The following is a 25,573-nucleotide window of genomic DNA, read 5'->3' on the forward strand; positions in this document are numbered from 1 at the left end:
TCAGAGTTTCTCATCAGAAACTGACGCTTCCTGACCATCCAAAAGCATGGCGCCCCTGTCACCGTACCGGCCGGCGCCGCCCGCAAGCCTTACATCATCGTCCTCTCACCTGCCTCGTGCCGGTGGCGAGCGAGGGCAGGAGAACACATGAAGAAACGCATTCCACAAGCCGCCTACATCTTTGCAGCCATGCTGCTGGGCATCCTGGTCGGCTATCTGATTTTCAATCACTACGGCAAGGATGAGGCCAAGGAGCTGGCCGGCTACATCTCGATTGCCTCGGACCTGTTCCTGCGCCTGATCAAGATGGTCATCGCACCGCTGGTGTTCTCGACCCTGGTGGTGGGCATTGCCCACATGGGTGACGCCAAGTCGGTAGGCCGCATCTTCGGCAAGTCGCTGGGCTGGTTCTTCATCGCCTCGCTGGTCTCGCTGGCGCTGGGCATGATCATGGCCAACCTGCTGCAACCGGGCGCCGGCGTGGCGCTGCCGTCGCCGGACGCAGCCGGTGTCGGCCTGGCCACCAGCAAGTTCACGGCCAAGGAATTCTTCAACCACCTGGTGCCCAAGTCCATCGTGGAAGCCATGGCGCAAAATGAAATCCTGCAGGTGGTGGTGTTCTCCATGTTCTTCGGCATCGCCCTGGCGGCGCTGGGCGAGCGTGGCAAGAACCTGCTGGCGGTGATCGACGATCTCTCCCACACCATGCTCAAGATCACCGTCTACGTCATGAAGTTTGCGCCGGTGGCGGTGTTTGCCGCCATGGCCGCGACGGTGGCGGTCAATGGCCTGGACATCCTGGTCAGCTTCGCCGTCTTCGTGCGTGACTTCTACTTCTCGCTGGTGCTGCTGTGGGCGATCCTGATCGCGGTGGGCTTCGTGTTCCTGAAGAAGCGCCTGTTCCACCTGCTGGCCCTGATCAAGGAAGCCTTCCTGCTGGCCTTTGCCACCGCCAGCTCGGAAGCGGCCTATCCCAAGCTGCTGGACGCGCTGGACCGCTTTGGCGTCAAGCGCAAGATTTCCAGCTTCGTCATGCCGATGGGGTATTCCTTCAACCTCGACGGCTCGATGATCTACTGCACCTTCGCCACACTCTTCATCGCGCAGGCCTATGGTATCCACATGCCCATCTCCACCCAGATCACCATGATGCTGGTGCTGATGCTGACCTCCAAGGGGATCGCTGGCGTGCCGCGCGCCTCGCTGGTGGTGGTGGCTGCGACCCTGCACCAGTTCAACATTCCGGAAGCCGGCCTGCTGGTGATCCTGGGCATCGATACCTTCCTCGACATGGGCCGTTCGGCCACCAATGCGGTGGGCAACTCGATCGCCTCGGCCGTGGTGGCGAAGTGGGAAGGTGGTCTGATGAGCGAGGAAGAAGCGGCCCGCGCTGAACTCGACATCGAACATGAAGCCGAAGCGACCCTGCATAACGAAGCCTGATATCGCTCTGTAGTTCGTAGTGCATGCAATGCCGCCCGGTTTATCGCCCGGCGGCATTTTTCATTGTGGTCCGCGACACGGAAGTCCCGTTCGCACTGAGTAGCGGCACAGCCGCGTATCGAAGGCGCGCATGCCGTTGTGTAGCCCTGGCGCGCTACCTTCGATACGGTCCTGCGGCCCTACTCAGGTCGAACGGGGGGCTTGGGCGCTTCGGTTCAGATGCGATATTCGCCTTGCTCTTCGAGCAGCGCCTTGATCTGCTTCTTGACGATCTTGCCGTAGCCCGACTTGGGCATGCTGTCCCAATAGACGAAGCGGCGCGGCCATTTGTATTTGCCGATGCGCGTTTCCAGATGGGCAAGCAGTGCAGCACTATCGGCCTGCTGGCCGGCCTTGCAGACGATCACCGCCAGCCCGCTTTCGCCCCACTTGGGATCGGGCACGCCCAGCACCGCCACTTCGGACACGGCCGGGTGTGTGAGCAGGGCCTCCTCGATCTCGCGCGGATAGACATTGGAGCCGCCCGAGATGTACATGTCGGACGAGCGTCCGGTGATGTAGAGAAAGCCGTCTTCGTCCACGTGCCCGAGGTCGCCGGTATGGAACCAGTCATGCTTGAAGGCCTTGGCATTGGCCTCGGGATTGTTGTGATAGCCCATGAAGACAGCCGGTCCGCGCACGCAGATTTCGCCGGTCTGGAAGGGCGCCAGTTCCTGGCCATCGTCGTTGAGGATGGCGATCTGCATGCCGGTGCGCGGCATGCCGCAGGTCCCCACGCGGGCCTGGGGATGGGCGTCATCCTCGTAATGCAGGTAGGGTGGCAGGAAGGTGATGTTGCCGGTCACTTCGCCGAGGCCGTAATACTGCACCAGCACCTTGCCCAGCTTCTTGAGTGCATAAACCTGATCGGCCCGATACATGGGCGCACCGGCATAGATGACGTGCTTCAGCGAGCAATGATCGTAGCGATCCACTGCCGCATCCTCGACCAGGATCTTGACGATGGTGGGCACCGTGAAGAGATTGTCGACGCGGTATTTTTCCACCAGCTGCCAGGCTTCCTCCACCACCAGGCGCTCCGAAGAGAGCAGGATGCTGGCCGCGCCGCGCGCAGTGTTGACGACCGCATGCACGCCCGCGCCATGCGACAGGGGCGCCACCACCAGCGAGCGTGATTGATGGGTGAGGCCCGGCATCAGGTCGGCCAGGTGATTGGTGACCACGAAGGCCATCTGCCCATGCGAGAGCATGCCCGCCTTCGGGTGGCCGGTGGTGCCGGAGGTGTAGAAGAACCACAGCGGATCGTCGTAATCCACCTCGGTTTCGCGGAAGGGCTGGCCATCGCTGGCAGCCACCAGCGCTTCGTAATCCAGTTCTCCTGCGCGCGCATCGGCCAGTGCGATCACGTGCTCCAGCGCGGGTGAAGCGGCCTTGACGGCATCGACATACTGCGCGAAACCACGGTCATACAGCATCACGCAGGCGCCGCTGGACTGGCCGAGATAGGCGGCCTCGGGCGGGGTGATGCGGAAATTGGTGGGCACCCAGACCACGCCCATCTTGAAGGCAGCCCAGGCACTCTCGAAGATCTGCTGGTTGTTGCGCGAGTGGACCAGCATCTTGTCGCCCTTCTTCACGCCGCGTTGGGTGAGGGCATGTGCCAGGGCATCCACGCGCGTGTTGATCTCGCGCCAGGAAATGATGCGGTCGCTGCCATCGGCCTGGCCCTGTGCCAGGATCAGCCCCGGCTCGTCCGGAAAGCGGCGCGCCACGTCCGACAGCAGGCGGCCCAGGTTCATGACTTTGCTCAACATGTCTCACTCGTCCCGATTTTTATGGAAACGGGCGTGTTGCCGTTTCCTGTTTTTTTACACATCGCTTCATGTCGCGCGCCGTCTGCCAGCGACAGGACGGCGCGCCAGGGCGGAATCCGCTCTTTTAGTTCACACGCTCCAAAATGCTCACATAGTTGGCCACGCCCGCGCCGCCCATGTTGAATACGCCTGCGTAGCGCGCATTGGCGATCTGCATGTCGCCCGCATCGTGGGCCGCCTGCATGGCCGCCATCACGTGCATCGATACGCCGGTGGCCCCGACCGGATGGCCCTTGGACTTCAGACCGCCGGAAGGATTGACGGGCAGCTTGCCATCCTTGGCAGTGATGCCTTCAGCGATCACGCGCGCACCCTGGCCGTGCGGGGCCAGGCCCATGGCTTCGTATTCCAGCAGCTCGGCCACGGTGAAGCAGTCGTGGGTTTCCACCAGCGAGAGATCGTCCAGGCTCAGAGTGGCCTGGTCCAGGGCCTTCTTCCAGGCCAGCTCGGCGGCTTCGAAGCGGGTCGGATCGCGGCGCGACAGCGGCAGGAAATCATTGACCTGCACCGCCGCACGGAACTGCACCGCACGCGGCATGGAGCGGGCCGCCTCGGCCGCGCTGATGACCACCGCCGCTGCGCCGTCCGAGATGAGCGAGCAGTCGGTGCGCTTGAGCGGACCGGCCACATACGGATTCTTGTCGGAGACGTTACGGCAGAACTCGTAGCCAAAATCCTTGCGCATGTGCGCATAGGGATTGGTCATGCCGTTCTTGTGATTCTTGGCCGCGATCATCGCCAGCGCATCGGACTGGTCGCCGAAGCGATCGAAGTAGCTCTGCGCGATCTTGCCGAAGACACCCGCAAAGCCGCCCGGGATGCCCGCTTCTTCCTTCGCATAACAAGCCTTGAGCAGCACCTCGCCCACTTGCGCGGTGGCCAGTTCGGTCATCTTCTCGAAGCCGATCACCAGCACGTGTTGCGATTGCCCGGCCTTGATCGCCTGCAGGCCCGAATGGATCGCCGCCGATCCGGTAGCGCAGGCATTCTCCAGCCGTGTCGCGGGTTTGAAGCGCAGCTGGGGCAGGCTGTTCATGACCAGTGAGGAAGGAAAGTCCTGGTACAGGAAGCCGGCATTGAAGGTGCCGAAGTGGATCGAATCGATGTCTTCCGGTTGCAGCCCGGCATGTGCGATGGCGGCCTTGGCGACCTGGCCGATCAGCATTTCCGGATCGATGCCGTCGAGCTTGCCGAATTGGGAATGGTGCCAGCCGGTGATGCAGGGTGAGGATGCAGAAACAGTCATGGTGTGTCCTTGTGTCCTTTTAAGACGAGGTAGATGGAGTGCGGCTGCTGGTGCAGTTTCTCCGTTTCACACAAGGGCAATATGCAAATTCGATGCCACGCACAGACACTCTGTCCGACGACCTCATGAAGGTAGTCGCGCGGGTCCCTGCCTGGGCATCGGCCTGCATCTTGCCCGTCTCCTGAGAGGGCCGGCGCCAATCCGCGCCGGGTCTCGCTTTGTTGTTGATGTTGATGCGTGCTGATGTGTGCGGCGGGCGGTCTCGATCCTTCCCGGCATGCAGGAAAGGGCCTGATGACGCCACCGACTTCATGAAGATAGCACGTACTTTACGTTAACGTAAATCATCACGCCAAAGCAGCCGATGTTGCCTGCAGGCAGCGTGCACAGGTGTCGATCCCTGCGACAGTCCATGCGACAGGTGTCGCAGGCCCGACGCTTGTAAATAAATGCTGGTCACCGTGATTGCGTGCTTGTACTGTGCCGCCCTTATCGCAGAGAATACAGGCGCAGTGCGGATGAGGAGGAGGGAGGCGGTCATGCCGCAGGGATGCCTGGCATCCAACTTGCTCTCTCGACGCACAAGGCAGTGTTGACAACCCGGTACAGGGAGCTGCACGCCCGATCCAGCAGCCCAGCTTGCGCCGGATTCAGCAAAACCAACTATAAGCAGACAAACAGGAGACAAGACAGATGGAACAATCCACTGGGAAGTTCACGCGCCGCCATTTTCTGAAGACGGCCTCGGTGGCCTCGGCCGCTGCTGCTACCGGCCTGGTATCAACGTCGGCCCATGCGGCCGAGTTCACCTTCAAGTACGCCAACAACCTGCCGGTCACCCATCCGATGAATGCGCGCGCCAAGGAAATGGCCGCCGCCATCGCGGAACAATCCAAGGGCCGCATCGAGCTGCAGCTCTATCCCAACAACCAGCTGGGTACGGACACCGACATGCTCTCGCAGGTGCGGGCCGGCGCGATTGATTTCTTCACGCTCTCGCCGCTGATCCTGGGCACCCTGGTGCCGTCGGCGCAGATTTCCGGCATCGGCTTTGCCTTCAAGGATTACAGCCAGGTCTGGGCGGCCATGGATGGCGAACTCGGCGCCCACGTGCGCAAGCAGATCGAAGCCAAGTCCACCCTGTTCGCCTTCGACAAGATCTGGGACAACGGCTATCGCCAGATCACCAACAGCACCAAGCCCATCAAGGCTGCCGACGACCTCAAGGGCATGAAGCTGCGGGTGCCGCCCAGCCCCTTGTGGACCTCGATGTTCAAGGCCTTCGATGCAGCGCCGACCTCGATCAACTTCGCCGAAGTCTATTCGGCCCTGCAGACCAGGATCGTCGAAGGCCAGGAAAACCCCATGGCCATCATCTCCACCGCCAAGCTCTACGAGGTGCAGAAATACTGTTCCATCACCAACCACATGTGGGATGGCTTCTGGTTCCTGGGCAACAAGAAATCCTTCGAGCGCCTGCCCAAGGACCTGCAGGACCTGATGGCGCGCATCATCAATGAGGCCGGCATGAACCAGCGCGCCGACGTGCGCAAGCTCAACGATTCGCTGGTCGATGAAATGAAGGGCCGTGGACTGGCCTTCAACAATGCCGATGCCGAATCCTTCCGCGCCAAGCTGCGCGCGGCCGGCTTCTATGCCGAGTGGAAGAAGAAGTTCGGGGACGAGCCCTGGGCGCTGCTGGAGAAGTACACCGGCAAGCTGGCCTGAGCGGTCCGTGGGTGGGAGAGGTGACTCTCCCACCTGACTTCAATTTCGCTGGAGCCTGACGATGGAAGCTGCAATGACTTACCGCGCCCCGGCCCGCATGAACCCGGCTGCGCGCGCGCTGGTCACCCTGAACCGCATGGTGATGCACGTGGTCGGCGCCGTGGCGGCGGCCCTGGTGCTGGCCGAAACCGTGGTGCTGCTGACCGGCGTGATCTATCGCTACGCCTTGCATGATCCGCTGGTGTGGTCCGATGAACTGGCCTCGATTCTCTTTATCTGGCTCTCCATGCTGGGCGCGGTGTTGGCGCTGGATCGCGGCGAGCACATGCGCCTGACCGCGATCATCAACAAGTGTTCGGAGAAGGGTCGCATCTGGCTCGAAACCGTGGCCGCGCTGGTGGTCTGCATCTTCGTGCTGATGGTGATCCACCCGGCCGTGGACCATGCGGTCGAACAGATGCCCATCACCACCCCCGCACTGGAAATCCCCGATGGCCTGCGCGCGGCAGCCCTGCCCGTGGGCGCGATCCTGATGCTGCTGGCGGCGGTCTCGCGCATGGCAGCCATGACCACGGTGCGCCTGCTGCTCTCGGCACTGGCCGTGGTGGCCGTGATCGGCGCTGCGCTGTGGCTGGCCAGGCCCGTGCTGCTGGGCATGGGCAACTACAACCTGATCGTCTTCTTCGTGCTGCTGATCGGTGTGTGCGTGGCCGGCGGCATTCCCATCGCGTTTGCCTTCGGCACCGCGACCATGGCGTATCTCGCGCTGGCTACCACGGCGCCGCTGATGATCGTGGTCAGCCGCATGGATGAGGGCATGTCCAGCCTGATCCTGCTGTCGGTGCCGCTGTTCGTGCTGCTGGGCTCGTTGCTGGAAATGTCGGGCCTGGCCAGGACCCTGATCGATTTCATGGCCGCGCTGCTGGGCCACGTGCGCGGCGGCCTGCAATATGTGCTGCTGGGTGCGATGTTCCTGGTATCGGGCATCTCCGGTTCCAAGGCGGCGGACATGGCGGCCATTGCCCCCGCACTCTTCCCCGAGATGAAGAAGCGCGGCTCCAAGCCGGAAGAACTGGTGGCGCTGCTGTCGTCCTCCGGCGCCATGACCGAGACCATTCCGCCCAGCCTGGTGCTCATCACCATCGGCGCGGTCTGCAGCGTATCGATCACGGCACTTTTCATCGGTGGTCTGATGCCGGCGGCCATCGCTACCATCGCCATTGCCGTGGTGTGCTGGCGGCGTGCGCGGCGCGAACCGATGCCGGACGTGAAGCGCGCACCGCTCTCGCTGATCGTCAAGACACTGATCGCCGCCATTCCGGCACTGGCGCTGCCCATGCTGATCCGCATCGCGGTCATCGAGGGCGTGGCCACGGCCACCGAAGTGGCTACCATCGGCGTGGCCTATACGGTGGTGGTCGGGCTGATCATGCACCTGTTCATGCGGCACCTGAACTTCAGGCGCCTTTATCCGATGCTCGTCGAATCGGCCGCCTTGTCGGGCGCCATCCTGCTCATCATCGGCATGGCCACCGCGATGGCCTGGGCGCTCACGCAGTCGGGCTTCTCGGCCAAGCTGGTGGGGCTGATGCAGGGTGTGCCGGGCGGTGGCACGGGCTTCCTGCTGATCACCATCGTCATCTTCATCGTGCTGGGCAGTCTGCTCGAAGGCATTCCCGCCATCGTGCTGTTCGGGCCGCTGCTGTTCCCGGTGGCGCGTTCGCTGGGTGTGCATGACGTGCACTATGCGATGGTGGTGATCCTGGCCATGGGCATCGGCCTGTTTGCACCGCCCTTTGGCGTGGGCTTCTATGCCGCCTGCGCCATCGGCAAGGTCTCGCCGGATGGCGTCTTCAACCGGGTGTGGGGCTATCTGGCCGCACTGGTGGTGGCGCTGCTGGTGGTGGCCTTCGTACCCTGGATTTCCATCGGTTTCCTTTGATCCCGTCACTTGTCTTGCGAGCGATCGGGGAGCTTCCATGATTGACCTGCCAATGACGCATTAAAAACGGCGGTCCCTTCTTCCTGTCGGGACCGCCAACATTCACGGAGACATTATGAATCGCAATGATAGCGGCGCCCGCGTGGCGCTCGTGACGGGCGGAGCCATGGGTATCGGCGCCAGCATTTCGCAACAACTGGCCGCCAGGGGCCACACCGTGCTGGTGGCGGACATCAACCTGGACGCCGCCACCAGCACCGCACACGCGCTGGCCGCAGCCGGCCATCGCGCGGCGGCAGTGCAGATGGACCTGGGCAGTGCTGACTCGATTGCAACCGCCTTCGCCAACATTGAAAAGGACCATGGCCGCTGCGACGTGCTGGTCAACAATGCCGGCGTGGCGCGCACCTATTCCTTCCTCGACTATCCGCTCGAGAACTGGCTGCAGACCATGAACGTGAACGTGACCGGCGTGCTGCTGGCGGGCCAGCATGCGGCGCGGCTGATGGTGAAGCAGCAGTGGGGGCGCATCGTCAACATCTCGTCCATCTCGGGCATCCGCGCCGGGGCCGGGCGCACTGCCTATGGGACGTCCAAGGCGGCCGTCATCGCGCTGACGCGCCAGATGGCCATCGAACTGGCGCAGCACGGAATCACCGTCAACAGTGTCGCCCCCGGCCCGGTGGAAACGCATATGACACAGGCCATGCATTCCGAGCAGACCCGCGAGAGCTACTACCGCCTGGTGCCCATGCGCCGCTATGGCACCACCGATGAAATCGCCTCGGCGGTCTGCTATCTGGCGGCCGAAGAATCGTCCTACATCACTGGTCACGTGCTGCCGGTTGATGGCGGTTTCGTCGCGGGTGGCGTGCTGGACATCTGAGGAGCGCTCCATGGACAAGCTGATGCAAGGCAAGGCCATCATCGTCACTGGTGCCGGCTCGGTCGGCGAAGGCTGGGGCAATGGCAAGGCCGCTGCCGTGCTGTATGCGCGCGAGGGCGGCCGGGTGCTGGCGGTGGACCGCAACATCGACGCCGCATTGCAGACGCAGGAAATCATTCGCAGCGAAGGCGGCGTGTGTGAGGTGCTGGCGGCTGACGTCTCGCGCAGTACCGACGTCAAGGCCATCGCCGATGCCGCCATGGATCACTTCGGCCGGGTCGACGTGTTGCACAACAATGTCGGCGTCGCCGAGACCGGCGGTGCGGTGGAGACCAGCGAAGAGAGCTGGAACCGGCTGGTGGCAGTCAACCAGACCAGCCTCTTCCTGACGCACAAGTACGTGCTGCCCATCATGGAAAGGCAGAGGAAGGGCGCCATCGTCAACATCTCCTCGCTGGCAGCGTTGCGCTGGATCGGTTTTCCCTATCTGGGCTACACCGCCACCAAGGCGGCGATCCTGGCCTTCACCAAGAACGTGGCGATGCAGTACGCGCCCATGGGCATCCGCGCCAATTGCGTGCTGCCCGGCATGATGGATACACCGATGATCCGCGAGCCCCTGAAGGCGGCCTATGGCGGCGACATCGAAGAGATGCGCGCGAAACGCAATGCGCAATGCCCGATGGGGTTCATGGGCGATGCGTGGGACGTGGCGCATGCATCCCTGTTTTTGGCGTCTGACCACGCGCGCTACATCACGGGGCTGGACATGATCGTCGATGGCGGACTGTCGCTGCGCTGTGCGGGATGAGCGGATGGCTTTGAAGCTTGTTTGTTGATCGCGGCCAGGCAGGCGTGGAAGCTGACCTGCTGCGGTTTGATGCCCGGACGTGCAATCGCGTCCGGGCTTTTTTACCGCTTAGCTGTTCAAGCCCAGACCGCCATCGCAAGCGATGATATGTCCGGTGATGAAGGTGTCGGCAATCAGGAAGGCGATGGCCTGCGCCACATCCTCCGGCAGGCCGACACGTCCTGCGGGCGTCCTGGCGGCATAGTCGGCAAATACCGGCCGCTTCTGTTCCTCGCTCAGAAAATCCCACCAGGGCGTGTCGATCACGCCGGGAGAAACCCCATTGACTCGCAGAGGACGCAATTCTGCCGCAAGAATCGGCACCAGCGCCGCAATCGCCGCGTTGGCAGCGCCGATTCCCGCTGTCTCGGGCATGGCCGCACGCGCGGTAACTGCAGACAGGAAGGTGATGCTGCCGTCCTTGCGCAACGAGGGAAGTGCTGCCTGCGCTGCCGCAAAGTGAGGAAAGACCTTTTCCTCGAACCCTTGCCGCACGTCATCGATACTGACCGAGGCAAACGCTCCGGCACCTTTGCTGCTGCCCAACGACAAGACCAGATGATCGAATGCACCGATGCCGGCAAAGGCCTGCGCCAGACGGCCAGTATCAGCGGCATCGAGAACGGTGGTGGCGAGATCGCCATTCAGTTCATTCCTGGCTGCTTGCAGCCGTTGCGCGGAGCGGCCTGTGATCGTGACGCGATGGCCGAGGGCAAGAAGCTGGCGCGCAGTCGCAAGACCGATACCCGATGATCCGCCGACGATGACGGTATGTTGATTTGACATGGATTTTTCCTTTTCCGTTGAGTGAAAGCGCACTACCTGATTGCGCTGGATTACGCATCGCTTGATGTGTCAGGAGGAGAGGGCGGCAGGCCCGCCAGTTCGATGCTGATCGACCGCAGGCGTGCTCGCGCGGCAGCGTCATAGGCCATCGCGTCGGCCCGGCGTGGCAGAAGTCCGTCGAAATACAGGCCGTTCGTCCTGGCTGTCGCCGCATCGGCCGCGAGATGAAGGATGGCATCGGCCCCTTCGTCGACCGAGCTCATGGGCGTGATACCGTCCTTGCGCACCATGGCCGTGTCCATGTAGGTGGCAGGATGCAGGCAGTTTGTCACGATAGCGGATCCATCCAATTCACGAGCCAGGTCGAACGTGAACATGACCTGTGCGAGCTTGCTCTGACAATAGGCCCGCGCGCCGCTATAGCCTGTCGTCAGCATGAGGTCGTTGAAGTCGATCGGCTGCTGGCCTATCGAAGCAACGTTGACGATGCGCGCCGCTGGACTCTTTTTCAGCAGTGGCAGAAGCAGGTGCGTCAGCAGGAAGCCGGCGAGATAGTTCACGGCGAAGCGCAATTCATGACCATCCTGGCTGAGCTCGCGCCCAGAACCGCGATGGCCGACTCCGATGCCCGCATTGTTGATCAGCACATCCAGGCTGCCGTGCTGGCCTTGAATGGCTTGCGCCAATGCGCGGACCTCGGACAGCGAAGAAAAATCGGCGCAATGGAAAGTGCCGCTGCCGCCACTACTGCGGATTTCCCGCAGCAGGCTCTCGCCACGGTCGCGATTGCGGCCGTGGATCAGCACGGTTGCACCCGACCCGGCCAGGCGCTGCGCAACGCGCCGCCCGACACCATCGGTCGATCCCGTGATCAATATCGTCTTTTGATGGGACATCATCTGCTCACCTCGTCTGGAATTGTTGGCATTGACGCCATTGTTCTCTTATCCGGAGGCCGCAAACAGTGCTCGTACCATCATGGTATTGATACTGCTATGATGGAGCGATGAGTGATCTTCCCGCCAGCCTTGAAATCCGTCGCCGCGAGTTCGGCGACTTCCTGCGCTCCCGCCGCGAAAGGCTCACGCCGGCCAGCGTCGGGCTGGCCGAAGGATTTCGCCGGAGAACGCCCGGACTGCGGCGCGAGGAAGTGGCATTGCTCGCCGGTGTGGGGACGACCTGGTACACCTGGCTCGAACAGGGCCGCGACGTGCATCCCTCGACGGAAGTGCTTTCGGCGCTCGCCGATGCGCTCAAGCTGGATCCGGCTGAGCGGCGGCATCTTTTCATTTTGAGCGACAGGCCGCCACCGGAATCGCTCCCGACCGGCCCGGAACGTGTGGAGGAGCCGTTACGGCGCATGCTGGATAGCCTGACGGCACAGCCGGCCTACGTGCTGGGCCGCCGCTGGGACGTGCTGGCCTGGAATGGCGCGGCCAGGGCGCTCTTTGGTGACTACGGCAGCTTGCAGGGTGATGAGCGCAATATCATGCACATGGTCTTCGCCAACCAGCGGCATCGCCGCTTGTTGATCGACTGGGAGCAGCTCGCGCCGGCGTCGCTGGCCATGTTTCGTGCCGACAGTGCGCGTTATGCCGGCGATCCCGATTTCCAGCGACTGATTGCCACCCTGACGGAGGCCAGCCCGGAATTCCGGAACTGGTGGCCTCAGCATGATGTACAGCGCCCCTTCGCCGGCCATAAACGGATCAGGCATCCCCTGGCGGGGCGCATGACCTTCGAGTACACCAGCCTGGCGGTTTCCGATCAGCAGGACATGAAACTCATTGTCTATACGCCATTGGACGAAGACAGGACCATCACGAAATTGCAAGGCTTGATGCGGGCCGTGGCGAGATGAAGAAGGCGATGGCTTTTCCTCAGTGCATCGCTTTACCTGACCGCTCCCTGATTGCCCGCCTGCATCCCGCGCCAGACCTCCACCGCCGTCTGCGCAAAAGTCCCGATGCAGGGATTGGTGTTCTCCTTGTTCCAGATCACCGCCACCTCCACCATCGGCGCGCCAATGAGCGGTTTGAAGACGGTGCTCTCCAGATGCATGGCCTGCATCGAGGTCGGCACCAGGGCTACGCCCAGGCCTTCGCCGACCAGGTTGACGATGGTCTGCTGCAGGTTGGTCTCCAGCACGATGCGCGGCCGGAATCCGTGTAGCTGGCAATGCCGCTGGATCAGGTCGTACACCACCGGTGCAATCGTGCGCGGGATGCTGATGAAGGCATCCTCGGCCAGTTCGGCGGCGGAGATGTCGGGCTTTGCGGCCAGGCGATGCCCGCGCGGCAGCACCGCCAGCAAGGGCTCGGCATAGATGGTGTGGCTGTCGAGGCGGCGGCAATCCTCGGGGCGGTACATGATGCCCACGTCGATCTTCTCATCCTCGATGTCGCTGGCCAGCAGGTTGGGCACATATTCGCTCAGGCGCATGTCCACTTCCGGATAGGCCGCCGAATAATGCCGCGTGACTGCAGGCAGGATGTTGTAGGCCGAGGACATCATGAAACCCACCTTCAGCGCACCACTCTTGCCGGTGCTGGATGAGGCCACGTTGCGCTTGGCCCGCTCCAGCGCCTTGAAAATTTCTGTGGTGTCGCGATAAAAGTATTTGCCCGCCGCCGTCAGCTGGATGGCGCGTTTGCTGCGGTCGAACAAGGGCGCGCCCAGGGCTTTCTCCAGCGCCGCAATCTGCCGTGTGAGCGGCGGTTGCGAGATGTGCAGCAATTGCGCCGCGCGGCCGAAATGCAGGGTTTCTGCTACGGTGCGGAAATAGGTGAGATGTCTCAGCTCGATCATTTGATACCTTCAAGGTATTGATTCTGTCCGTACATTGTATTGGAAGTCATGGGAGGGACTGGCTATTCTTGGCCGCAGACGTGCATGGCGACACGTCCGCCGGCCCCGCCACAGGCGGGTTCCCGCGACAAAAAAGCAGTCCAAGACAGGAGACCACCATGCCGACCACCCCGGTAGCGCAGCCCATGCCTGACAGTGACGTCCTTACCGCCCCTGCTGCCCACCCGACTTCCCCGCGCACCGCGCCGCGTTACCGCGACCTCAGCCAGCTCGCGGCCGGCGACGAGCTGATGGGCGCCTTGATCGAACGCGGCAAGCGCCTCATCGACCGTGGCATTGCCGTGCTGATCCTGGGCGAAACCGGGACCGGCAAGGAATACCTCGCCCGCGCCCTGCATGACTACAGCGCGCGCCGCCAGGCCAGCTGGATCGCCGTCAACTGCGCCTCCATCCCCGAGAGCCTGGCCGAAAGCGAACTCTTCGGTTACTGCAAGGGCGCGTTCTCGGGAGCGCTGCCCGGTGGCATGAAGGGCAAGGTCCAGCAGGCCGATGGCGGCACGCTCTTCCTCGATGAAATCGGCGACATGCCCCTGGCCTTGCAGACGCGTCTCTTGCGCGTACTGTCCGAACGCGAAGTGATCCCGCTGGGCGCAACGCGTGCCGTGCCGGTGGACCTGCAACTGATCTGCGCCACTCATCAGGACTTGAAGAGCCTGTTCGCCCAGGGCCGTTTCCGCGAAGACCTCTATTACCGCATCGCCGGGGGCGTACTGCGCCTGCCAGCGCTGCGCGAACGCAGCGACCGGCACCGCCTGGTGATGCAGATGATCGCCGATGAGCTGGGCCGCCCGGCCGATGCCGGCGTGATCGATGCGGCTGCGCTGCAACGCCTGCTGGCCTATCCCTGGCCGGGCAATCTGCGCCAGCTGCATGCGGCCATCCGGTACAGCTGTGCGGTCATGAATGACGGGCGCATCGAACTGCACGACTTGCCGGAAGAGCTGATCCAATGCCAGCCGGCCGCGCTGGCGCAGGTGCTGCCCCTGCATCGTACGGCCCAGGCCCGGCCCCTGGCTGCCGGGCGCATCAGCACCGCCGGCGACCCGTCCGGGGATGAGCGCACCCGTGTCATCGAAGCCTTGAACGGCAGTCGCTGGAACATCTCCGCCGCCTCACGGCAACTGGGGATGTGCCGGGCGTCGCTGTATCGCAAGCTGCGGCAGCTGGAGATTCCGCATGTGCGGGATCAGGCCGTGCCGGCTTATGCAGCCTGTGCCGTGGCCTGAATTCCTGTAAATCATTTACGCATGGCCCGCGCCCTGTTTCCCGCCATTAAATTCTTGTTAATGCTCTCGCGCTTGTCATTTACTTGACATAAATGCCCGTTACTCTCATGCGGTCAAAAAGGGACAAGCGAAAGCGCCGCGATTGGCGCCATGATCAAGCGGGTGGGGATTGCGTAAGCCGTTATCGTTCGAGCCCACAGGGCTGCTGACCAGACTGCTCGCGGGCAGAGGCGTGTCTGCGGGGCTGGTGCTGCTCGCGGCCGGGGCGCTGTCGCTGCTCTGGTATTTCACCATCCTGCGCATCGAGAACGAAAAGCAACTGGCCATCGCCGGCTCCATCGCCGACAGCCGCAACGTCGCCGCCATCGTCTCGGCCAACCTTGAAGAAGTGCTGGGCAAGACCCTGCTGTATTCCCGCATCGGCCAGTCCATGCTCAATGGCGAGCAATCCTCGTCGTCCTATTTCAATCCACTGTTCAATGGTGATTCGGCCTACCTGCGCGTGGCCATGTTCGATGCGCGCGGGCGGCTGGTCTATTCGTCGGCGCGGCAAAAGAGCGAGCCCGAACTGAGCCGGCTCATCAATGCCGGTTTCATGAGTTCCCTGACCAGTGCCGGCGAGCAGAGCCAGATGATCATCAAGCCGCCCCTGAACCGCGACGGCTACAGTTGGCGCGTGCCGCTGCTGATCCCGCTGCAGGATGGCAAGGGAGCGCTGCAGGGCTTCTTCGCGGCCATCCTCGATCTGGGCTATTTCCTCAAGACCTATGAAGAGGTCAGCGTGGACGGCGCCAGCCGCATCGAGATCCTCAATACGGCCGGGCTGCAACTGGCCGAACTGGCTGGCGGCATCCTTTCAGGCGGATCCAATTACGCCGGCCAGGAATACGCCACCTTCCTGCTGACCGGCAAGGGCGATGGCCTGATCCACGCGCTGCGTCCGGGCGACGCGGCCCAGCACGTGGGCGTGCAGCGGCGGCTGGCGCATTATCCGCTGGCGGTGGTGGTCAGCCGCGACCAGCAGGTGCTGCTGGGCAAGCTCTGGCCGGCGCACCGGCAGTATTACCTGCAGGCCATCCTGGTCTCGCTGCTGGTGGTGGTGCTCTCGGGCGGTCTGATCAGCATGGCGCACCGGCGCCGCTTCCTGTACCAGAAGCTGGTCTATTCGGAGCGCGAGAAGAGCGGATTGATCCACCAGCTGGAACAGGAAAAGAGCCGCGCCTACCAGCTCGCTTCGCATGACTACCTGACCGGCATTCCCAACCGCATGTTGTTCTACGAGCTGGCCGCCACCGAACTCTCACGGGCACGGCGCAGCCGCAATCTGTATGCGCTGTTCTTCCTTGACCTGGACAAGTTCAAGCTCATCAACGATACCCAGGGCCATGCCGTAGGCGATGCGCTGCTGCAGGAAGTGGCACGCCGCCTGCGCGCGGCCGTGCGCGAATACGACCTGGTGGCGCGCCTGGGCGGGGATGAATTCGTGGTGCTGGTCTCGGAAATCCGCAGCGAAGAAATCGTCGCCGAGATCGCCGACAAGCTGGTCGAAACCCTGCGCGCACCCTATACCGACCTGCTGGGCTGCGAGGTGGAAACCGCGCCCAGCATAGGGATCGCGCTCTATCCGCGCGATGGCCAGAACATCACCACCCTGATGACCAACGCCGACTCGGCCATGTACACCGCCAAGAGCGCGGGCAGCGGCTTGTATCGCTTCTACGATGCCTCGCTCAATGCCATTGCGGTACGCGGTCTGGAGCTGCTGGGGCGCTTCCGCCAGGCCATCCGGGAAAACGAATTCTGTCTGCATTACCAGCCCAAGGTGGCCTTGCAGGATTATCGCGTGGTCGGCATGGAAGCCCTGATCCGCTGGCAGCATCCGGAGCACGGCCTGATCTATCCGGGCGAATTCATCGGCCTGGCCGAAACCCATGACCTGGTGCAGCCGCTGGGCCACTGGATCATCGAGGCGGTCTGCCGCCAACTGGCGCAATGGCGCGAAGCGGGCCTGTCTCTGGTGCCGGTGGCCATCAACGTCTCGGCCAAGCAATTGAATGACGAACGCCTGATCGCCACCTTCCGCGAGGCCTTGCAGCGCCATCGGCTGCAAGCGCACTGGCTGGAGATCGAGGTCACCGAGAGCTGCTTCATCACCGACCTGGAGCAGGCGCGCCAGACCCTGGAGAAGTTGCGCGACGAAGGCTTGCGCATCTATCTGGATGACTATGGCACCGGCTATTCCAGCCTCAGCCACATCAAGGCGCTGCCGGTGTATGCGCTCAAGATAGACCGCTCCTTCGTGCGCGACATCCGCAATGACAACAGCGACGGCATGATCGTCGCCTCCACCGTGACGCTGGCGCGCAATCTCGGCCTGAAGGTGGTGGCCGAGGGCGTGGAAACGCGCGAACAACTGATGCACCTGAAACTGATGGGTTGCGACGAGGTGCAGGGCTTCTATCTGCAGCGCCCGGTCGCGGCCGCGCAGCTGGTGCCGCTCCTGCAGAAAGGCAGGTTTGATCTCGTATGAAGACCTTGATTGCAACATTGTTGCTGGCCATCGGAACGACGTGCGCCATGCCGGCCCTGGCCGCCGCCAAGAGCGCCTGCGAACGGCCGCAGCGGCTGCGCTTTTCTTTCGTTCCGCAGGGGCGCGATCTGGACCAGCAGTCCGCCCTCGCACCGCTGGTGGAGGAATTGCGCGAACGCCTGAAGATGCCGGTGGACGTGATCGTTCCCACTTCCTACGGTGGCGTGATCGAAGGGTTGATGGCCGGGGCCATCGACGTGGCGCGGCTGGGGCCGGCCTCCTACGTGACGGCCCACAAGGGCGATCCGCAGGTCACGCCGTTCGCGTCGATGGAACAGGTGGAACCCAACTTCGCCGCGCAGGGCGGGGTGTCCTCGGTGTATTACGCGCTGCTCATCACACGCCAGCAAGGGCCGTATGACAGCGTGGCCTCGCTCAAGGGGAAGGTGCTGGCGCTGGCCGATCCGGACAGCACCTCGGGCGCGCTGATCCCGCGCCATCTGTTTGCGCGCCAGTACAAGCTGCAGTTCGACCAGTATTTCTCGCGCGTCGGCTATTCAGGCAACCATGAGAAGTCCGTCATGGCCGTGCTCAATCACAACGCCGATGCGGCCTTCGTGGCCAGTACCAATCTCTCGCGCATGATCAGCGATGGCCAGCTCAAGAAGAGCGATGTGCGGGTACTATGGCGTTCCGGGCCGATTCCCTTCGACCCCTTCGTCTATCGTGGCCAGTTGTGCGCCGATATTCGCCACAAGATCCGCGAAGTGTTCCTGGACAAGAACGCGTTGCGTGTCAGGCTGACCCTGGACAACCTGCGCGCCACGCACTTCGTGCCGGTTCGCGACGCGGCTTACGAGATCATTCGCGCGCTGCCCTGAATGCTGGCCGGGCGGTGCTTTGCAGCAGAGGAGAGGGTTTGCCCAAGGTGTTCGTCTATGGTTCGCTCAAGCGCGGCCAATCCAATGCCTTCATGATGGAAGGCGCACGCTTCGTGGCGCCGGCCCGCAGCGTGCAGTGCTTGCGGCTGGTGGCCTTGCCGCACTATCCGGCGCTGGTGTGGGAACAAGGTCCCTGCCGTATCACGGGGGAAGTGTGGGACGTACCCGAACCGATGATGGCGGTACTGGACCGCTTCGAGGAAGTGCCGGCGCTCTATACGCGCCATGAGATCGAGGTGGAACTGGAGCCGCCGGCCGGCACCGCAGCAGGCACCTTGCTGATGGCCCATGCGTATTTCATGCCGATCGCACTGGCCGCTGCCGGACGCGAGCTGCACGGGGGCTGCTGGCCGGCATGACGGACTGGCCGGCCTATTCGGCCAGCAGCGTCTCGATATCGGAAATCATTTCCTCCGGGCGCGTCTGCGGCGCATAGCGCTTGAAGACGGTGCCGTCACGGCGCACCAGGAACTTGGTGAAATTCCACTTGATGGCCTTGCTGCCCAGGAGTCCCGGCGCTTCCTTCTTCAGATACTGGTAGAGCGGATCGGCCTGTTCGCCATTGACGTCGATCTTGGCGAAGAGCGGGAAGCTCACGCCATAGTTCTTTTCACAGAAGGCACCGATCTCCTCGGCATTGCCCGGTTCCTGCGCGCCGAACTGGTTGCAGGGGAAGGCCATCACTTCGAGTCCGCGTGCGTGGAACTGGCGGTGGATCGCTTCCAGCCCGTTGTATTGCGGCGTGAAGCCGCACTTGCTGGCGGTGTTGACGATGAGCAGCACCTTGCCGCGCAGCTGTTCCAGCGGGAAGGGCGTCTGGTCGGCCAGCTTGGGCTGGAAATCGTAGAGAGTGGTCATGATCGTTCCTTGAATGCTGGCATCAATGTGGCCGCCATTCTAAACCGCAGTGCTAGCCCTTGCTTGACCTGCATCAGAGTGGCAGTCCCTGTTCCCGCGCCGTCTCCGAACTGATGCGCCCCTGCTGCACCAGCAGCGCCACGCTGGCCTGCAGCGTCTGCATGCCTTGCGCGGCGCCGGCCTGCATGGCCGAGAGCAGTTGCGCACTGCGCCCTTCACGGATCAGGTTGCGCACCGCCGGGGTGGCCACCAGTACCTCATGCGCTGCCACGCGGGCACCGCCTTGGGCGGCCGGCAGCAGGATCTGGGCGATGATCCCCTGCAGGGCCTCGGCCAGCAGGGCGCGCACGGCCTCCTTGTCGCCCTCGGGGAAGCCATCGATGATGCGGTCCACCGCCCGGGCCGCCGAGGCGGCATGCAGGGTGGCCAGCACCAGATGGCCGGTCTCGGCGGCGGTCAGCGCCAGGCGGAGGGTCTCGGTATCGCGCAGCTCACCCACCAGCAGCACGTCCGGGTCTTCACGCAGCGCCGCACGCAGGGCCTGGGCGAAGCTGGCCACGTGGGTGCCGATCTCGCGCTGGGTGACCAAGGCGCGGCGTGGTTCGTGCAGGAATTCGATGGGGTCTTCGAGGGTGAGGATATGCACCGGCCGCGTTTCATTGATGTGCCGGACCATGGCGGCCAGGGTGCTGCTCTTGCCCGCGCCGGTGGGACCGCTCACCAGCACCAGCCCATGAGGGCGCAGCGCCAGTTCGGCACACGGCGGCGGTGCGCCCAGGTCGGCCAGCGACGGCGGCTGCTGGCCCAGGTGGCGGATGGCGGCGGCCGGGCCGCGTTGCTGGTGGAAGGCGTGGACGCGGAAGCGGCCCAGTCCCGGCAGGGCCAGGGCGAAGTCGCAATCGGCCCCGGCGCCATAGCGCGGCTGCAGCGCCGCTGGCATCACCGCCAGCAGGGATTGCTGCAGTTGCGCCCCGTCCAGGGCTTGCAGGTTGATGCGGCGGATCGCCCCGTGGACCCGCAGCAGCGGCGCCAGCCCTGCACAAAGATGCAGATCGGAAGCCTGATTCCTGACGGCAAATGCCAGTAGGGTGGCAATGTCCATTTATAATCCCGGCAAGGTTGGACCAACAATATCGTTTATCTCCCTGCAGGCTCGCCCCTTCCGGCTCCCGGATTATGTCGTCAATCGCTCAACACTTGCAACACGTGCAACAACAGATCGCCCACGCGGCCGCAGAGGCCGGGCGGGCACCATCCTCGGTGCAATTGCTGGCCGTCTCCAAGACCTTCGGACCGCAGGCGGTGGCCGAAGCGGTGGCGGCCGGGCAGCGCGCCTTCGGCGAAAATTATCTGCAGGAAGCCCTCGACAAGATCGCGGCCTTGCCGGCGCTGGTGTCGGATACGCCGCTGGAATGGCATTTCATCGGTCCCATCCAGAGCAACAAGACCCGGCCCATCGCCGAGCACTTCGCCTGGGTGCATTCGGTGGACCGCCTCAAGATCGCGCAGCGCCTGTCCGAGCAGCGGCCCGAGGAACTGGGGCCGCTCAACATTTGTCTGCAGGTCAACATCAGCGCCGAAGAGAGCAAGAGTGGCCTGATGCCGCAGGAATTGCCCGAGGTCGCCGCCCAGGTGGCGCAGCTGCCCCGGCTGCGTCTGCGCGGCCTGATGGCCATCCCCGCGCCCAGCGACGATATGAAGCAACAGCGCGCCGCGTTTGCTGCCGTTCGTGGGCTGTATGAACAATTGCGCGCCAGCGGACTGGCGCTCGATACTCTGTCCATGGGCATGTCGGCCGATCTGGCCGCTGCCGTGGCCGAAGGGGCCACCATCGTGCGCATCGGCAGCGCCATTTTCGGGGCGCGGCATTACGGGTGAGGCGGCCCGTATGAAGTTTTCAACCAAAAATCATCAGCCTTACACCAGACACAAGGAGCGGAAGTGAAGATAGCGTTTATCGGCGGCGGCAACATGGCAGCGGCATTGATCGGCGGACTGGCCGGCAAGGTCGCGGCGGCAGAAGACATCCACGTGGTCGATCTCAATGCCGATGCGCTGCAATCGCTCAAGGACAAGTTCGGCGTCTCGACCGCGCAAGCCATCGACGGCGCCATCGCCAGCACGGACGTGGTGGTGCTGGCCGTGAAGCCCCAGCAGATGCGCGAGGTGGTGGCCAGCCTGAAACCCTTCATCGGCGCCCAGCTGATCGTCTCCATTGCTGCCGGCATCCGCATGGTGGACCTGTCGCGCTGGCTGGATGGCCACCAGGCCATCGTGCGTGCCATGCCCAATACGCCGGCCCTGATCGGCAAGGGTATTTCGGGTGTGGTGCCGCATGCGCAGGTCTCGACCCTGCAGCGCGCGCAGGCCGATTCCATCCTCAAGGCCGTGGGCGAAACCGTTTGGCTCGATAGCGAAGAAAAGCTCGATGCAGTGACGGCCGTCTCCGGCAGCGGTCCGGCCTACGTGTTCTATTTCCTCGAAGCGATGGAGCAGGCGGCCGTGCAACTGGGCCTGTCCGCTGAAGACGGCCTGCAACTGGCCAAGGCCACCTTCGCCGGTGCCACCGAACTGGCGCGCCGCTCCGATGAATCGGTGGCGACCCTGCGCGAGCGCGTCACCTCCAAGGGCGGCACCACCTATGCCGCGCTGACCAGCCTGGAGCAGGCGGGCGTGAAGGGCGCCATCGTCGAGGCCCTGCAAGCCGCCGCCCGCCGCAGCGAGGAGCTGGGCGACGAATTCGGCAAGGCCTGATGGGACAGCGCTCACGCTTTCTCACGCTGCTGGCGGCCTTGCCGCTGGCCGCTGCCGTGCTGCTCTCCGGCTGCGCTTCCACTGCCGACAGCGACGGCTATTACACGGTCAAGCGCGGCGACACGCTCTACAGCATCGGCCGCGACTTCGACCAGAGTCCGGCCAATCTGCGCACCTGGAACCGCCTGCGCAATCCCGATGATCTCGAAGTCGGCCAGCGCATCCTGGTGCGTCCGCCCGTGGGTGTAGTGTCCCGTACCGGCGCCGGGCAGACGCCGCGCGCGTCCTCGTCCGGTGCGGATTCCGCGCCGCGCAGGAACACCCGTCCCGCTGCCAAGCCTGCGCCCAAACCGCAGGACGATGACGATGCGCCGGCCGCTGCCGATGCCAAGCTGGACTGGACCTGGCCCACGCAGGGCAAGTCCGCGCCCAGCGCCGACAGCTACAAGAAGGGCATCGACATCGCCGGCAGCCAGGGCCAGCCGGTGGTGGCCGCTGCGGCCGGCAAGGTCACCTATGCCGGCCATGGCATTCGCGGCTACGGCAACATGGTCATCATCAAGCACACGCCGCAGTTGCTGTCGGTGTATGCGCACAATGACAGCATCACGGTCAAGGAAGGCCAGATGGTCACGCGTGGCCAGCAGATCGCCACCATGGGCAACAGCGACACCAACAAGGTCAAGCTGTATTTCGAAATCCGCCGCAACGGCAAGCCGGTCAACGTGATGGCGCTGCTGCCGGCGCGATAGAAGCGCTGCTTGCGCGCACTACAGAATCAGGAATCAACATGGCCAAACTGGAAGACATCGTGCGCCGGCAGAAGACCGGTGCCACCTTCGTCATCAGCGCACAGATGCTGCAGATGAGTCCGCGCGATTTCGACGCCATCGCCCAGGTCTGGGACGACGAAGGCGGTCCCGGCTTCAACGTGGCCGGGGTGCCGTTTCGCGTGGTGGTGGAGGGGGAATTCTTCATCAGCCGGGTGACGGTGGTGCGGACGACGGCTGAGGTGTAGTCAGACCAGACTCACTTCTGAGCATCAGGCCCCAGGCTTGCTTCAAGAGCGCTCCCCAAAAATCTCTGGCTTCTTCGTCTTACGGAGTTGCACGCTTCGTAATCTTACGAAGCCTGCGCCTAAGTTCTGCCATTTTTTCACGTTAAGTTGTATATACAAATAATATCCCTCTTGTCTGTCTAAGGCCGTTAACGGCTACAGTGGCGGGTTTTTCTCGGTTCGTCTGAAATATCCGTTGAATATGAGTTGATGTTAGTGTATATACATAATGAGGCGAGGATGGGTATTTTGTCTGTTTCGCTGGGGGTGCGTACGAAGCTGAGCCGGAAGGTGCCGCCGGTCACCGAGGAAGAGGTTGCAGAATGTTTTCTCAACAAGTGCGGCATCAATCTGCTGGATGAGCGTGAAGAGAACCAGACTGATCCGCCGACGCTTTGGTTCGTTGCCGAGACACATGCGGGGCGCCTGTTGAAGATCGTCTACGTCTTTAAGGATGGCAGGCAGCATCTCAAGACGGCCTACGATGCCAACGAGACGGAAATTGCGATCTACAACAAGCATGGAAAATGAGGTGGCCAATGCGTTGCCACCGCAAGAGGAGAAGCGAATGACCGCTCCGAAGAAAATCAAAGGAAGTGTCGAGAACTGGGAAAATGGTGCCCTGGGCCGGGATGAGCGCTACGTAAAGCGAGCACCGTTGGAGCTTGAACGGGAAATCGATGATGCGCAGGGGATGCAGGCAATTTCCATCCGCCTGGACCGTGAACTGATCGAAACCTTCAGGCAGATCGCCCGCATCCATAACATGGGTTACCAACCGCTCATGCGCGAAGCCTTGCGGCGTTTCGCCGATGCGGAGATCAAGGCCATCGTGGCTGCCGTAGCCAATGCCAGTGACAAGGGCGCGCAGCACGCTGGCAAGCATACGGTCGAAATCAAGCTGGATGATTTGCAGCGCCACGTTGCATGACGCGGTAACGCGATGACGCCGCTATTTTGATGCGCCGCGTCTGCGGCTGCGCTGGGGGATGTCAATCCCGCCGCTGCAAGCGATAAACCACCGTCTCCAACGCAGTCAATCCACGTTCAAGGAACTTGGGTTCCTTCTCCAGGATATCGCGCCGGTCGATGGCCACGGCCTCGCTGTGCGGGGCATACAGGCGCAGCACTTCGTCCCCGGCCACCGAGAAGGGCGGGCCGTCCATCTTCTGCTGGTCGTATTCCAGCGTGATCAGGAGGCTGCGCGCCTGGGCCGGCAAGCGTCCATAGACCCCGGCGACGTAACGCGCGCGCATGGCCGGGGGCAGGGCGATCAGGGCGGCGCGGTCATAGGCGCCCGCGCAGGCGGCCAGGGTCGCGTCTTCCAGCGCGAAGATGTCACCGCAGATCAGTTCGATGTTGCCGGCCACGTGGTGGCGTCCCTGCGCACTTTCATGCAACACCGGGGTCAGCTGATGCTCGCTGAAGAACTGCGTGATGGCCACTTCCGACAATTCCACACCCAGCACGCGATGGCCCTGCTGGGCCAGCCAGAGCATGTCCAGCGACTTGCCGCATAAAGGCACCAGCACCGTGCTGCCTGCAGGCAGCGCCAGTTGCGGCCAGTACTTCTGCAGCAGCGGGGTGACCCGCTCCTGGTGAAAATGGGTGCGCCCGTCGCGCCAGCGTTCCAGCCAGAATTCCGCTTCCATCTCGTCTCCCGTGTCAGCGCATCAGGTAATCCAGCGCGACGCCGGCGAAAATCGCCGCGCCCAGCCAGTTGTTGTTGTTGAAGGCCGCGAAGCAGCGCATGCGGTCGCGCTCGCGGATGAGCGTGTAGTGATACACGGCAAAACCGCAGGCCACCAGCATCCCCGCCGAGAACCACAGCCCCAGCCCGTATTGCAGCCCGACCACCCAGATCAGCGCCAGCGCCACCCCGTAGCACAGCATCACGGCCGCCACGTCGTAGCGGCCGAAGGTGATGGCCGAGGTCTTGATGCCGATCTTGAGATCGTCGTCGCGGTCCACCATCGCATATTCGGTGTCATAGGCCACCGCCCAGAAGACGTTGGCCACCAGCAAGACCCAGGCCGCCAGCGGCACCGTGCCGGTCACGCTGGCAAATCCCATGGGAATGCCAAAACCGAAGGCAATGCCCAGATAGGCCTGCGGGATGGCGAAGAAGCGCTTGAAATACGGATAGGTGCCGGCAATGATGACGGCCGCCACCGACAGTTGCAGCGTCAGTGCATTGAGCGGCAGCACCAGCAGGAACGACACCAGCGCCAGCACGCCGGCCACCATCAGGGCTTCCCACGATTTGATCTTGCCGGACGTCAACGGTCGCTGTTCGGTGCGTTTCACGTGGCGGTCGAAGTCGCGGTCGGCATAGTCGTTGATGGCGCAACCGGCCGAGCGCATCAGCACCGTGCCCAGCACATAGATCGCCAGGATGCGCCAGTCGGGCAGGCCACCCGTCGCCAGCCACAGGGCGATCAGCGTGGGCCACAGCAAGAGCAGGATGCCGATGGGTTTGTGGGCGCGCACCAGCAGCGCGTAAAGCCTGAGCCTGTCCATGGAATGTCCGCAAAAACGAAAGTCCGCATTATAATTCGCGTCGCTGTTCTCGCACTGTCGTGCT

25 protein-coding genes are annotated in these 25,573 nt (G+C 63.2%); 16 read left to right on the forward strand and 9 right to left on the reverse strand.

Translation table 11 applies throughout. The features are described 5' to 3' along the window. The first annotated feature begins 147 nt into the window (after nucleotides 1-147). Entirely contained in the window at nucleotides 148-1,443 is a 1,296-nt protein-coding gene (locus ACVC5H_RS05795) for a dicarboxylate/amino acid:cation symporter (protein ID WP_489621420.1), read from the forward strand. A gap of 215 nt (nucleotides 1,444-1,658) precedes the next feature. On the opposite strand, the gene ACVC5H_RS05800 is transcribed toward ACVC5H_RS05795, so the two are convergent. Together ACVC5H_RS05800 and ACVC5H_RS05805 are read right to left on the reverse strand one after the other, a co-directional pair. Next, complete coding sequence (locus tag ACVC5H_RS05800) at nucleotides 1,659-3,257, reverse strand: acyl-CoA synthetase (protein ID WP_489621421.1); 1,599 nt, start codon at nucleotides 3,255-3,257, stop codon at nucleotides 1,659-1,661. 124 nt (nucleotides 3,258-3,381) lie between these two features. Then, nucleotides 3,382-4,563 (reverse strand): acetyl-CoA acetyltransferase, encoded by a 1,182-nt coding sequence (locus ACVC5H_RS05805; RefSeq protein ID WP_489621422.1) that lies wholly within the window; start codon nucleotides 4,561-4,563, stop codon nucleotides 3,382-3,384. A gap of 693 nt (nucleotides 4,564-5,256) precedes the next feature. Here ACVC5H_RS05805 and ACVC5H_RS05810 point away from each other — a divergent pair. From ACVC5H_RS05810 to ACVC5H_RS05825, 4 genes are all read left to right on the forward strand, one after another. Then, nucleotides 5,257-6,291, forward strand: coding sequence for a TRAP transporter substrate-binding protein (locus ACVC5H_RS05810; protein ID WP_489621423.1), 1,035 nt, complete (start codon nucleotides 5,257-5,259; stop codon nucleotides 6,289-6,291). Nucleotides 6,292-6,364: 73 nt separating this feature from the next. After that, complete coding sequence (locus ACVC5H_RS05815) at nucleotides 6,365-8,233, forward strand: TRAP transporter large permease (RefSeq protein ID WP_489621424.1); 1,869 nt, start codon at nucleotides 6,365-6,367, stop codon at nucleotides 8,231-8,233. A 115-nt stretch (nucleotides 8,234-8,348) separates the two neighbouring features. Next, entirely contained in the window at nucleotides 8,349-9,119 is a 771-nt protein-coding gene (locus ACVC5H_RS05820) for an SDR family NAD(P)-dependent oxidoreductase (RefSeq protein WP_489621425.1), read from the forward strand. A gap of 10 nt (nucleotides 9,120-9,129) precedes the next feature. Next, on the forward strand, nucleotides 9,130-9,930 hold the full coding sequence (locus ACVC5H_RS05825; RefSeq protein WP_489621426.1) for an SDR family NAD(P)-dependent oxidoreductase: 801 nt from the start codon (nucleotides 9,130-9,132) through the stop codon (nucleotides 9,928-9,930). A 108-nt stretch (nucleotides 9,931-10,038) separates the two neighbouring features. On the opposite strand, the gene ACVC5H_RS05830 is transcribed toward ACVC5H_RS05825, so the two are convergent. Further along, a complete protein-coding gene (locus tag ACVC5H_RS05830; protein ID WP_489621427.1) occupies nucleotides 10,039-10,788 on the reverse strand; it encodes an SDR family oxidoreductase in 750 nt (249 codons plus the stop codon). A 17-nt stretch (nucleotides 10,789-10,805) separates the two neighbouring features. After that, nucleotides 10,806-11,654: an SDR family NAD(P)-dependent oxidoreductase gene (locus tag ACVC5H_RS05835; protein WP_489621428.1), complete on the reverse strand. Its 849-nt coding sequence runs from the start codon at nucleotides 11,652-11,654 to the stop codon at nucleotides 10,806-10,808. Nucleotides 11,655-11,761: 107 nt separating this feature from the next. On the opposite strand from ACVC5H_RS05835, the gene ACVC5H_RS05840 reads away from it, so the two are divergent. Continuing rightward, a complete protein-coding gene (locus ACVC5H_RS05840; RefSeq protein WP_489621429.1) occupies nucleotides 11,762-12,616 on the forward strand; it encodes a helix-turn-helix transcriptional regulator in 855 nt (284 codons plus the stop codon). Nucleotides 12,617-12,648: 32 nt separating this feature from the next. On the opposite strand, the gene ACVC5H_RS05845 is transcribed toward ACVC5H_RS05840, so the two are convergent. After that, nucleotides 12,649-13,563, reverse strand: coding sequence for a LysR family transcriptional regulator (locus tag ACVC5H_RS05845; protein ID WP_489621430.1), 915 nt, complete (start codon nucleotides 13,561-13,563; stop codon nucleotides 12,649-12,651). Nucleotides 13,564-13,721: 158 nt separating this feature from the next. Here ACVC5H_RS05845 and ACVC5H_RS05850 point away from each other — a divergent pair, with 158 nt between their 5' ends. The 4 genes from ACVC5H_RS05850 to ACVC5H_RS05865 all read left to right on the forward strand — a co-directional run bounded on the left by ACVC5H_RS05850 (nucleotide 13,722) and on the right by ACVC5H_RS05865 (nucleotide 18,679). Next, nucleotides 13,722-14,849, forward strand: a complete 1,128-nt coding sequence (locus tag ACVC5H_RS05850; RefSeq protein WP_489621431.1) for a sigma-54-dependent Fis family transcriptional regulator — start codon at nucleotides 13,722-13,724, stop codon at nucleotides 14,847-14,849. Between the two features lie 244 nt (nucleotides 14,850-15,093). Further along, nucleotides 15,094-17,379, forward strand: a complete 2,286-nt coding sequence (locus tag ACVC5H_RS05855; RefSeq protein WP_489622652.1) for a bifunctional diguanylate cyclase/phosphodiesterase — start codon at nucleotides 15,094-15,096, stop codon at nucleotides 17,377-17,379. After that, complete coding sequence (locus tag ACVC5H_RS05860; RefSeq protein ID WP_489621432.1) at nucleotides 17,376-18,260, forward strand: phosphate/phosphite/phosphonate ABC transporter substrate-binding protein; 885 nt, start codon at nucleotides 17,376-17,378, stop codon at nucleotides 18,258-18,260. Before ACVC5H_RS05855 ends, ACVC5H_RS05860 begins: the two co-directional genes overlap by 4 nt. A 47-nt stretch (nucleotides 18,261-18,307) precedes the next feature. After that, a complete protein-coding gene (locus ACVC5H_RS05865) occupies nucleotides 18,308-18,679 on the forward strand; it encodes a gamma-glutamylcyclotransferase family protein (RefSeq protein ID WP_489622653.1) in 372 nt (123 codons plus the stop codon). A gap of 13 nt (nucleotides 18,680-18,692) precedes the next feature. Here ACVC5H_RS05865 and ACVC5H_RS05870 read toward each other — a convergent pair whose 3' ends face one another. Then, nucleotides 18,693-19,178 (reverse strand): glutathione peroxidase, encoded by a 486-nt coding sequence (locus ACVC5H_RS05870; protein WP_489621433.1) that lies wholly within the window; start codon nucleotides 19,176-19,178, stop codon nucleotides 18,693-18,695. Between the two features lie 73 nt (nucleotides 19,179-19,251). After that, entirely contained in the window at nucleotides 19,252-20,280 is a 1,029-nt protein-coding gene (locus tag ACVC5H_RS05875) for a type IV pilus twitching motility protein PilT (RefSeq protein WP_489621434.1), read from the reverse strand. A gap of 74 nt (nucleotides 20,281-20,354) precedes the next feature. Here ACVC5H_RS05875 and ACVC5H_RS05880 point away from each other — a divergent pair, with 74 nt between their 5' ends. The 6 genes from ACVC5H_RS05880 to ACVC5H_RS05905 all read left to right on the forward strand — a co-directional run bounded on the left by ACVC5H_RS05880 (nucleotide 20,355) and on the right by ACVC5H_RS05905 (nucleotide 23,920). Next, nucleotides 20,355-21,056: a YggS family pyridoxal phosphate-dependent enzyme gene (locus ACVC5H_RS05880; protein ID WP_489621435.1), complete on the forward strand. Its 702-nt coding sequence runs from the start codon at nucleotides 20,355-20,357 to the stop codon at nucleotides 21,054-21,056. A gap of 63 nt (nucleotides 21,057-21,119) precedes the next feature. Further along, nucleotides 21,120-21,932, forward strand: coding sequence for a pyrroline-5-carboxylate reductase (proC, locus tag ACVC5H_RS05885; RefSeq protein WP_489621436.1), 813 nt, complete (start codon nucleotides 21,120-21,122; stop codon nucleotides 21,930-21,932). Beyond that, a complete protein-coding gene (locus ACVC5H_RS05890; protein WP_489621437.1) occupies nucleotides 21,932-22,684 on the forward strand; it encodes a peptidoglycan DD-metalloendopeptidase family protein in 753 nt (250 codons plus the stop codon). The genes proC and ACVC5H_RS05890 overlap by 1 nt, the downstream gene beginning before the upstream one ends. A 38-nt stretch (nucleotides 22,685-22,722) precedes the next feature. After that, nucleotides 22,723-22,950: a hypothetical protein gene (locus tag ACVC5H_RS05895; protein WP_489621438.1), complete on the forward strand. Its 228-nt coding sequence runs from the start codon at nucleotides 22,723-22,725 to the stop codon at nucleotides 22,948-22,950. Between the two features lie 279 nt (nucleotides 22,951-23,229). Next, nucleotides 23,230-23,520 carry a BrnT family toxin gene (locus ACVC5H_RS05900; RefSeq protein WP_489621439.1) on the forward strand — a complete coding sequence of 97 codons (291 nt, stop codon included), beginning with the start codon at nucleotides 23,230-23,232 and terminating at the stop codon, nucleotides 23,518-23,520. Nucleotides 23,521-23,557: 37 nt separating this feature from the next. Then, nucleotides 23,558-23,920, forward strand: coding sequence for a BrnA antitoxin family protein (locus ACVC5H_RS05905; protein WP_489621440.1), 363 nt, complete (start codon nucleotides 23,558-23,560; stop codon nucleotides 23,918-23,920). Between the two features lie 61 nt (nucleotides 23,921-23,981). Here the strand turns inward: ACVC5H_RS05905 and ACVC5H_RS05910 are convergent, their stop codons facing one another. Both ACVC5H_RS05910 and ubiA read right to left on the reverse strand, forming a co-directional pair. Beyond that, complete coding sequence (locus tag ACVC5H_RS05910) at nucleotides 23,982-24,641, reverse strand: thiopurine S-methyltransferase (protein ID WP_489621441.1); 660 nt, start codon at nucleotides 24,639-24,641, stop codon at nucleotides 23,982-23,984. Between the two features lie 13 nt (nucleotides 24,642-24,654). Beyond that, entirely contained in the window at nucleotides 24,655-25,509 is an 855-nt protein-coding gene (gene ubiA / locus ACVC5H_RS05915) for a 4-hydroxybenzoate octaprenyltransferase (protein WP_489621442.1), read from the reverse strand. Nucleotides 25,510-25,573: the final 64 nt, after the last annotated feature.

This window comes from Herbaspirillum sp. Her3, assembly GCF_057961275.1.

What these genes read in the sequence shown, in the direction of transcription:
- ACVC5H_RS05870 (WP_489621433.1), bottom strand. Translation starts at nt 19,178, where the DNA reads ATGACCACTCTCTACGATTTCCAGCCCAAGCTGGCCGACCAGACGCCC.
- ACVC5H_RS05860 (WP_489621432.1), top strand. Translation starts at nt 17,376, where the DNA reads ATGAAGACCTTGATTGCAACATTGTTGCTGGCCATCGGAACGACGTGC.
- ACVC5H_RS05820 (WP_489621425.1), top strand. Translation starts at nt 8,349, where the DNA reads ATGAATCGCAATGATAGCGGCGCCCGCGTGGCGCTCGTGACGGGCGGA.
- ACVC5H_RS05845 (WP_489621430.1), bottom strand. Translation starts at nt 13,563, where the DNA reads ATGATCGAGCTGAGACATCTCACCTATTTCCGCACCGTAGCAGAAACC.
- ACVC5H_RS05910 (WP_489621441.1), bottom strand. Translation starts at nt 24,641, where the DNA reads ATGGAAGCGGAATTCTGGCTGGAACGCTGGCGCGACGGGCGCACCCAT.
- ACVC5H_RS05840 (WP_489621429.1), top strand. Translation starts at nt 11,762, where the DNA reads ATGAGTGATCTTCCCGCCAGCCTTGAAATCCGTCGCCGCGAGTTCGGC.
- ubiA (WP_489621442.1), bottom strand. Translation starts at nt 25,509, where the DNA reads ATGGACAGGCTCAGGCTTTACGCGCTGCTGGTGCGCGCCCACAAACCC.
- ACVC5H_RS05835 (WP_489621428.1), bottom strand. Translation starts at nt 11,654, where the DNA reads ATGATGTCCCATCAAAAGACGATATTGATCACGGGATCGACCGATGGT.
- ACVC5H_RS05815 (WP_489621424.1), top strand. Translation starts at nt 6,365, where the DNA reads ATGACTTACCGCGCCCCGGCCCGCATGAACCCGGCTGCGCGCGCGCTG.
- ACVC5H_RS05800 (WP_489621421.1), bottom strand. Translation starts at nt 3,257, where the DNA reads ATGTTGAGCAAAGTCATGAACCTGGGCCGCCTGCTGTCGGACGTGGCG.
- ACVC5H_RS05900 (WP_489621439.1), top strand. Translation starts at nt 23,230, where the DNA reads ATGGGTATTTTGTCTGTTTCGCTGGGGGTGCGTACGAAGCTGAGCCGG.
- ACVC5H_RS05880 (WP_489621435.1), top strand. Translation starts at nt 20,355, where the DNA reads ATGTCGTCAATCGCTCAACACTTGCAACACGTGCAACAACAGATCGCC.
- ACVC5H_RS05805 (WP_489621422.1), bottom strand. Translation starts at nt 4,563, where the DNA reads ATGACTGTTTCTGCATCCTCACCCTGCATCACCGGCTGGCACCATTCC.
- ACVC5H_RS05895 (WP_489621438.1), top strand. Translation starts at nt 22,723, where the DNA reads ATGGCCAAACTGGAAGACATCGTGCGCCGGCAGAAGACCGGTGCCACC.
- ACVC5H_RS05795 (WP_489621420.1), top strand. Translation starts at nt 148, where the DNA reads ATGAAGAAACGCATTCCACAAGCCGCCTACATCTTTGCAGCCATGCTG.
- ACVC5H_RS05810 (WP_489621423.1), top strand. Translation starts at nt 5,257, where the DNA reads ATGGAACAATCCACTGGGAAGTTCACGCGCCGCCATTTTCTGAAGACG.
- ACVC5H_RS05825 (WP_489621426.1), top strand. Translation starts at nt 9,130, where the DNA reads ATGGACAAGCTGATGCAAGGCAAGGCCATCATCGTCACTGGTGCCGGC.
- ACVC5H_RS05875 (WP_489621434.1), bottom strand. Translation starts at nt 20,280, where the DNA reads ATGGACATTGCCACCCTACTGGCATTTGCCGTCAGGAATCAGGCTTCC.
- ACVC5H_RS05850 (WP_489621431.1), top strand. Translation starts at nt 13,722, where the DNA reads ATGCCGACCACCCCGGTAGCGCAGCCCATGCCTGACAGTGACGTCCTT.
- ACVC5H_RS05890 (WP_489621437.1), top strand. Translation starts at nt 21,932, where the DNA reads ATGGGACAGCGCTCACGCTTTCTCACGCTGCTGGCGGCCTTGCCGCTG.
- ACVC5H_RS05905 (WP_489621440.1), top strand. Translation starts at nt 23,558, where the DNA reads ATGACCGCTCCGAAGAAAATCAAAGGAAGTGTCGAGAACTGGGAAAAT.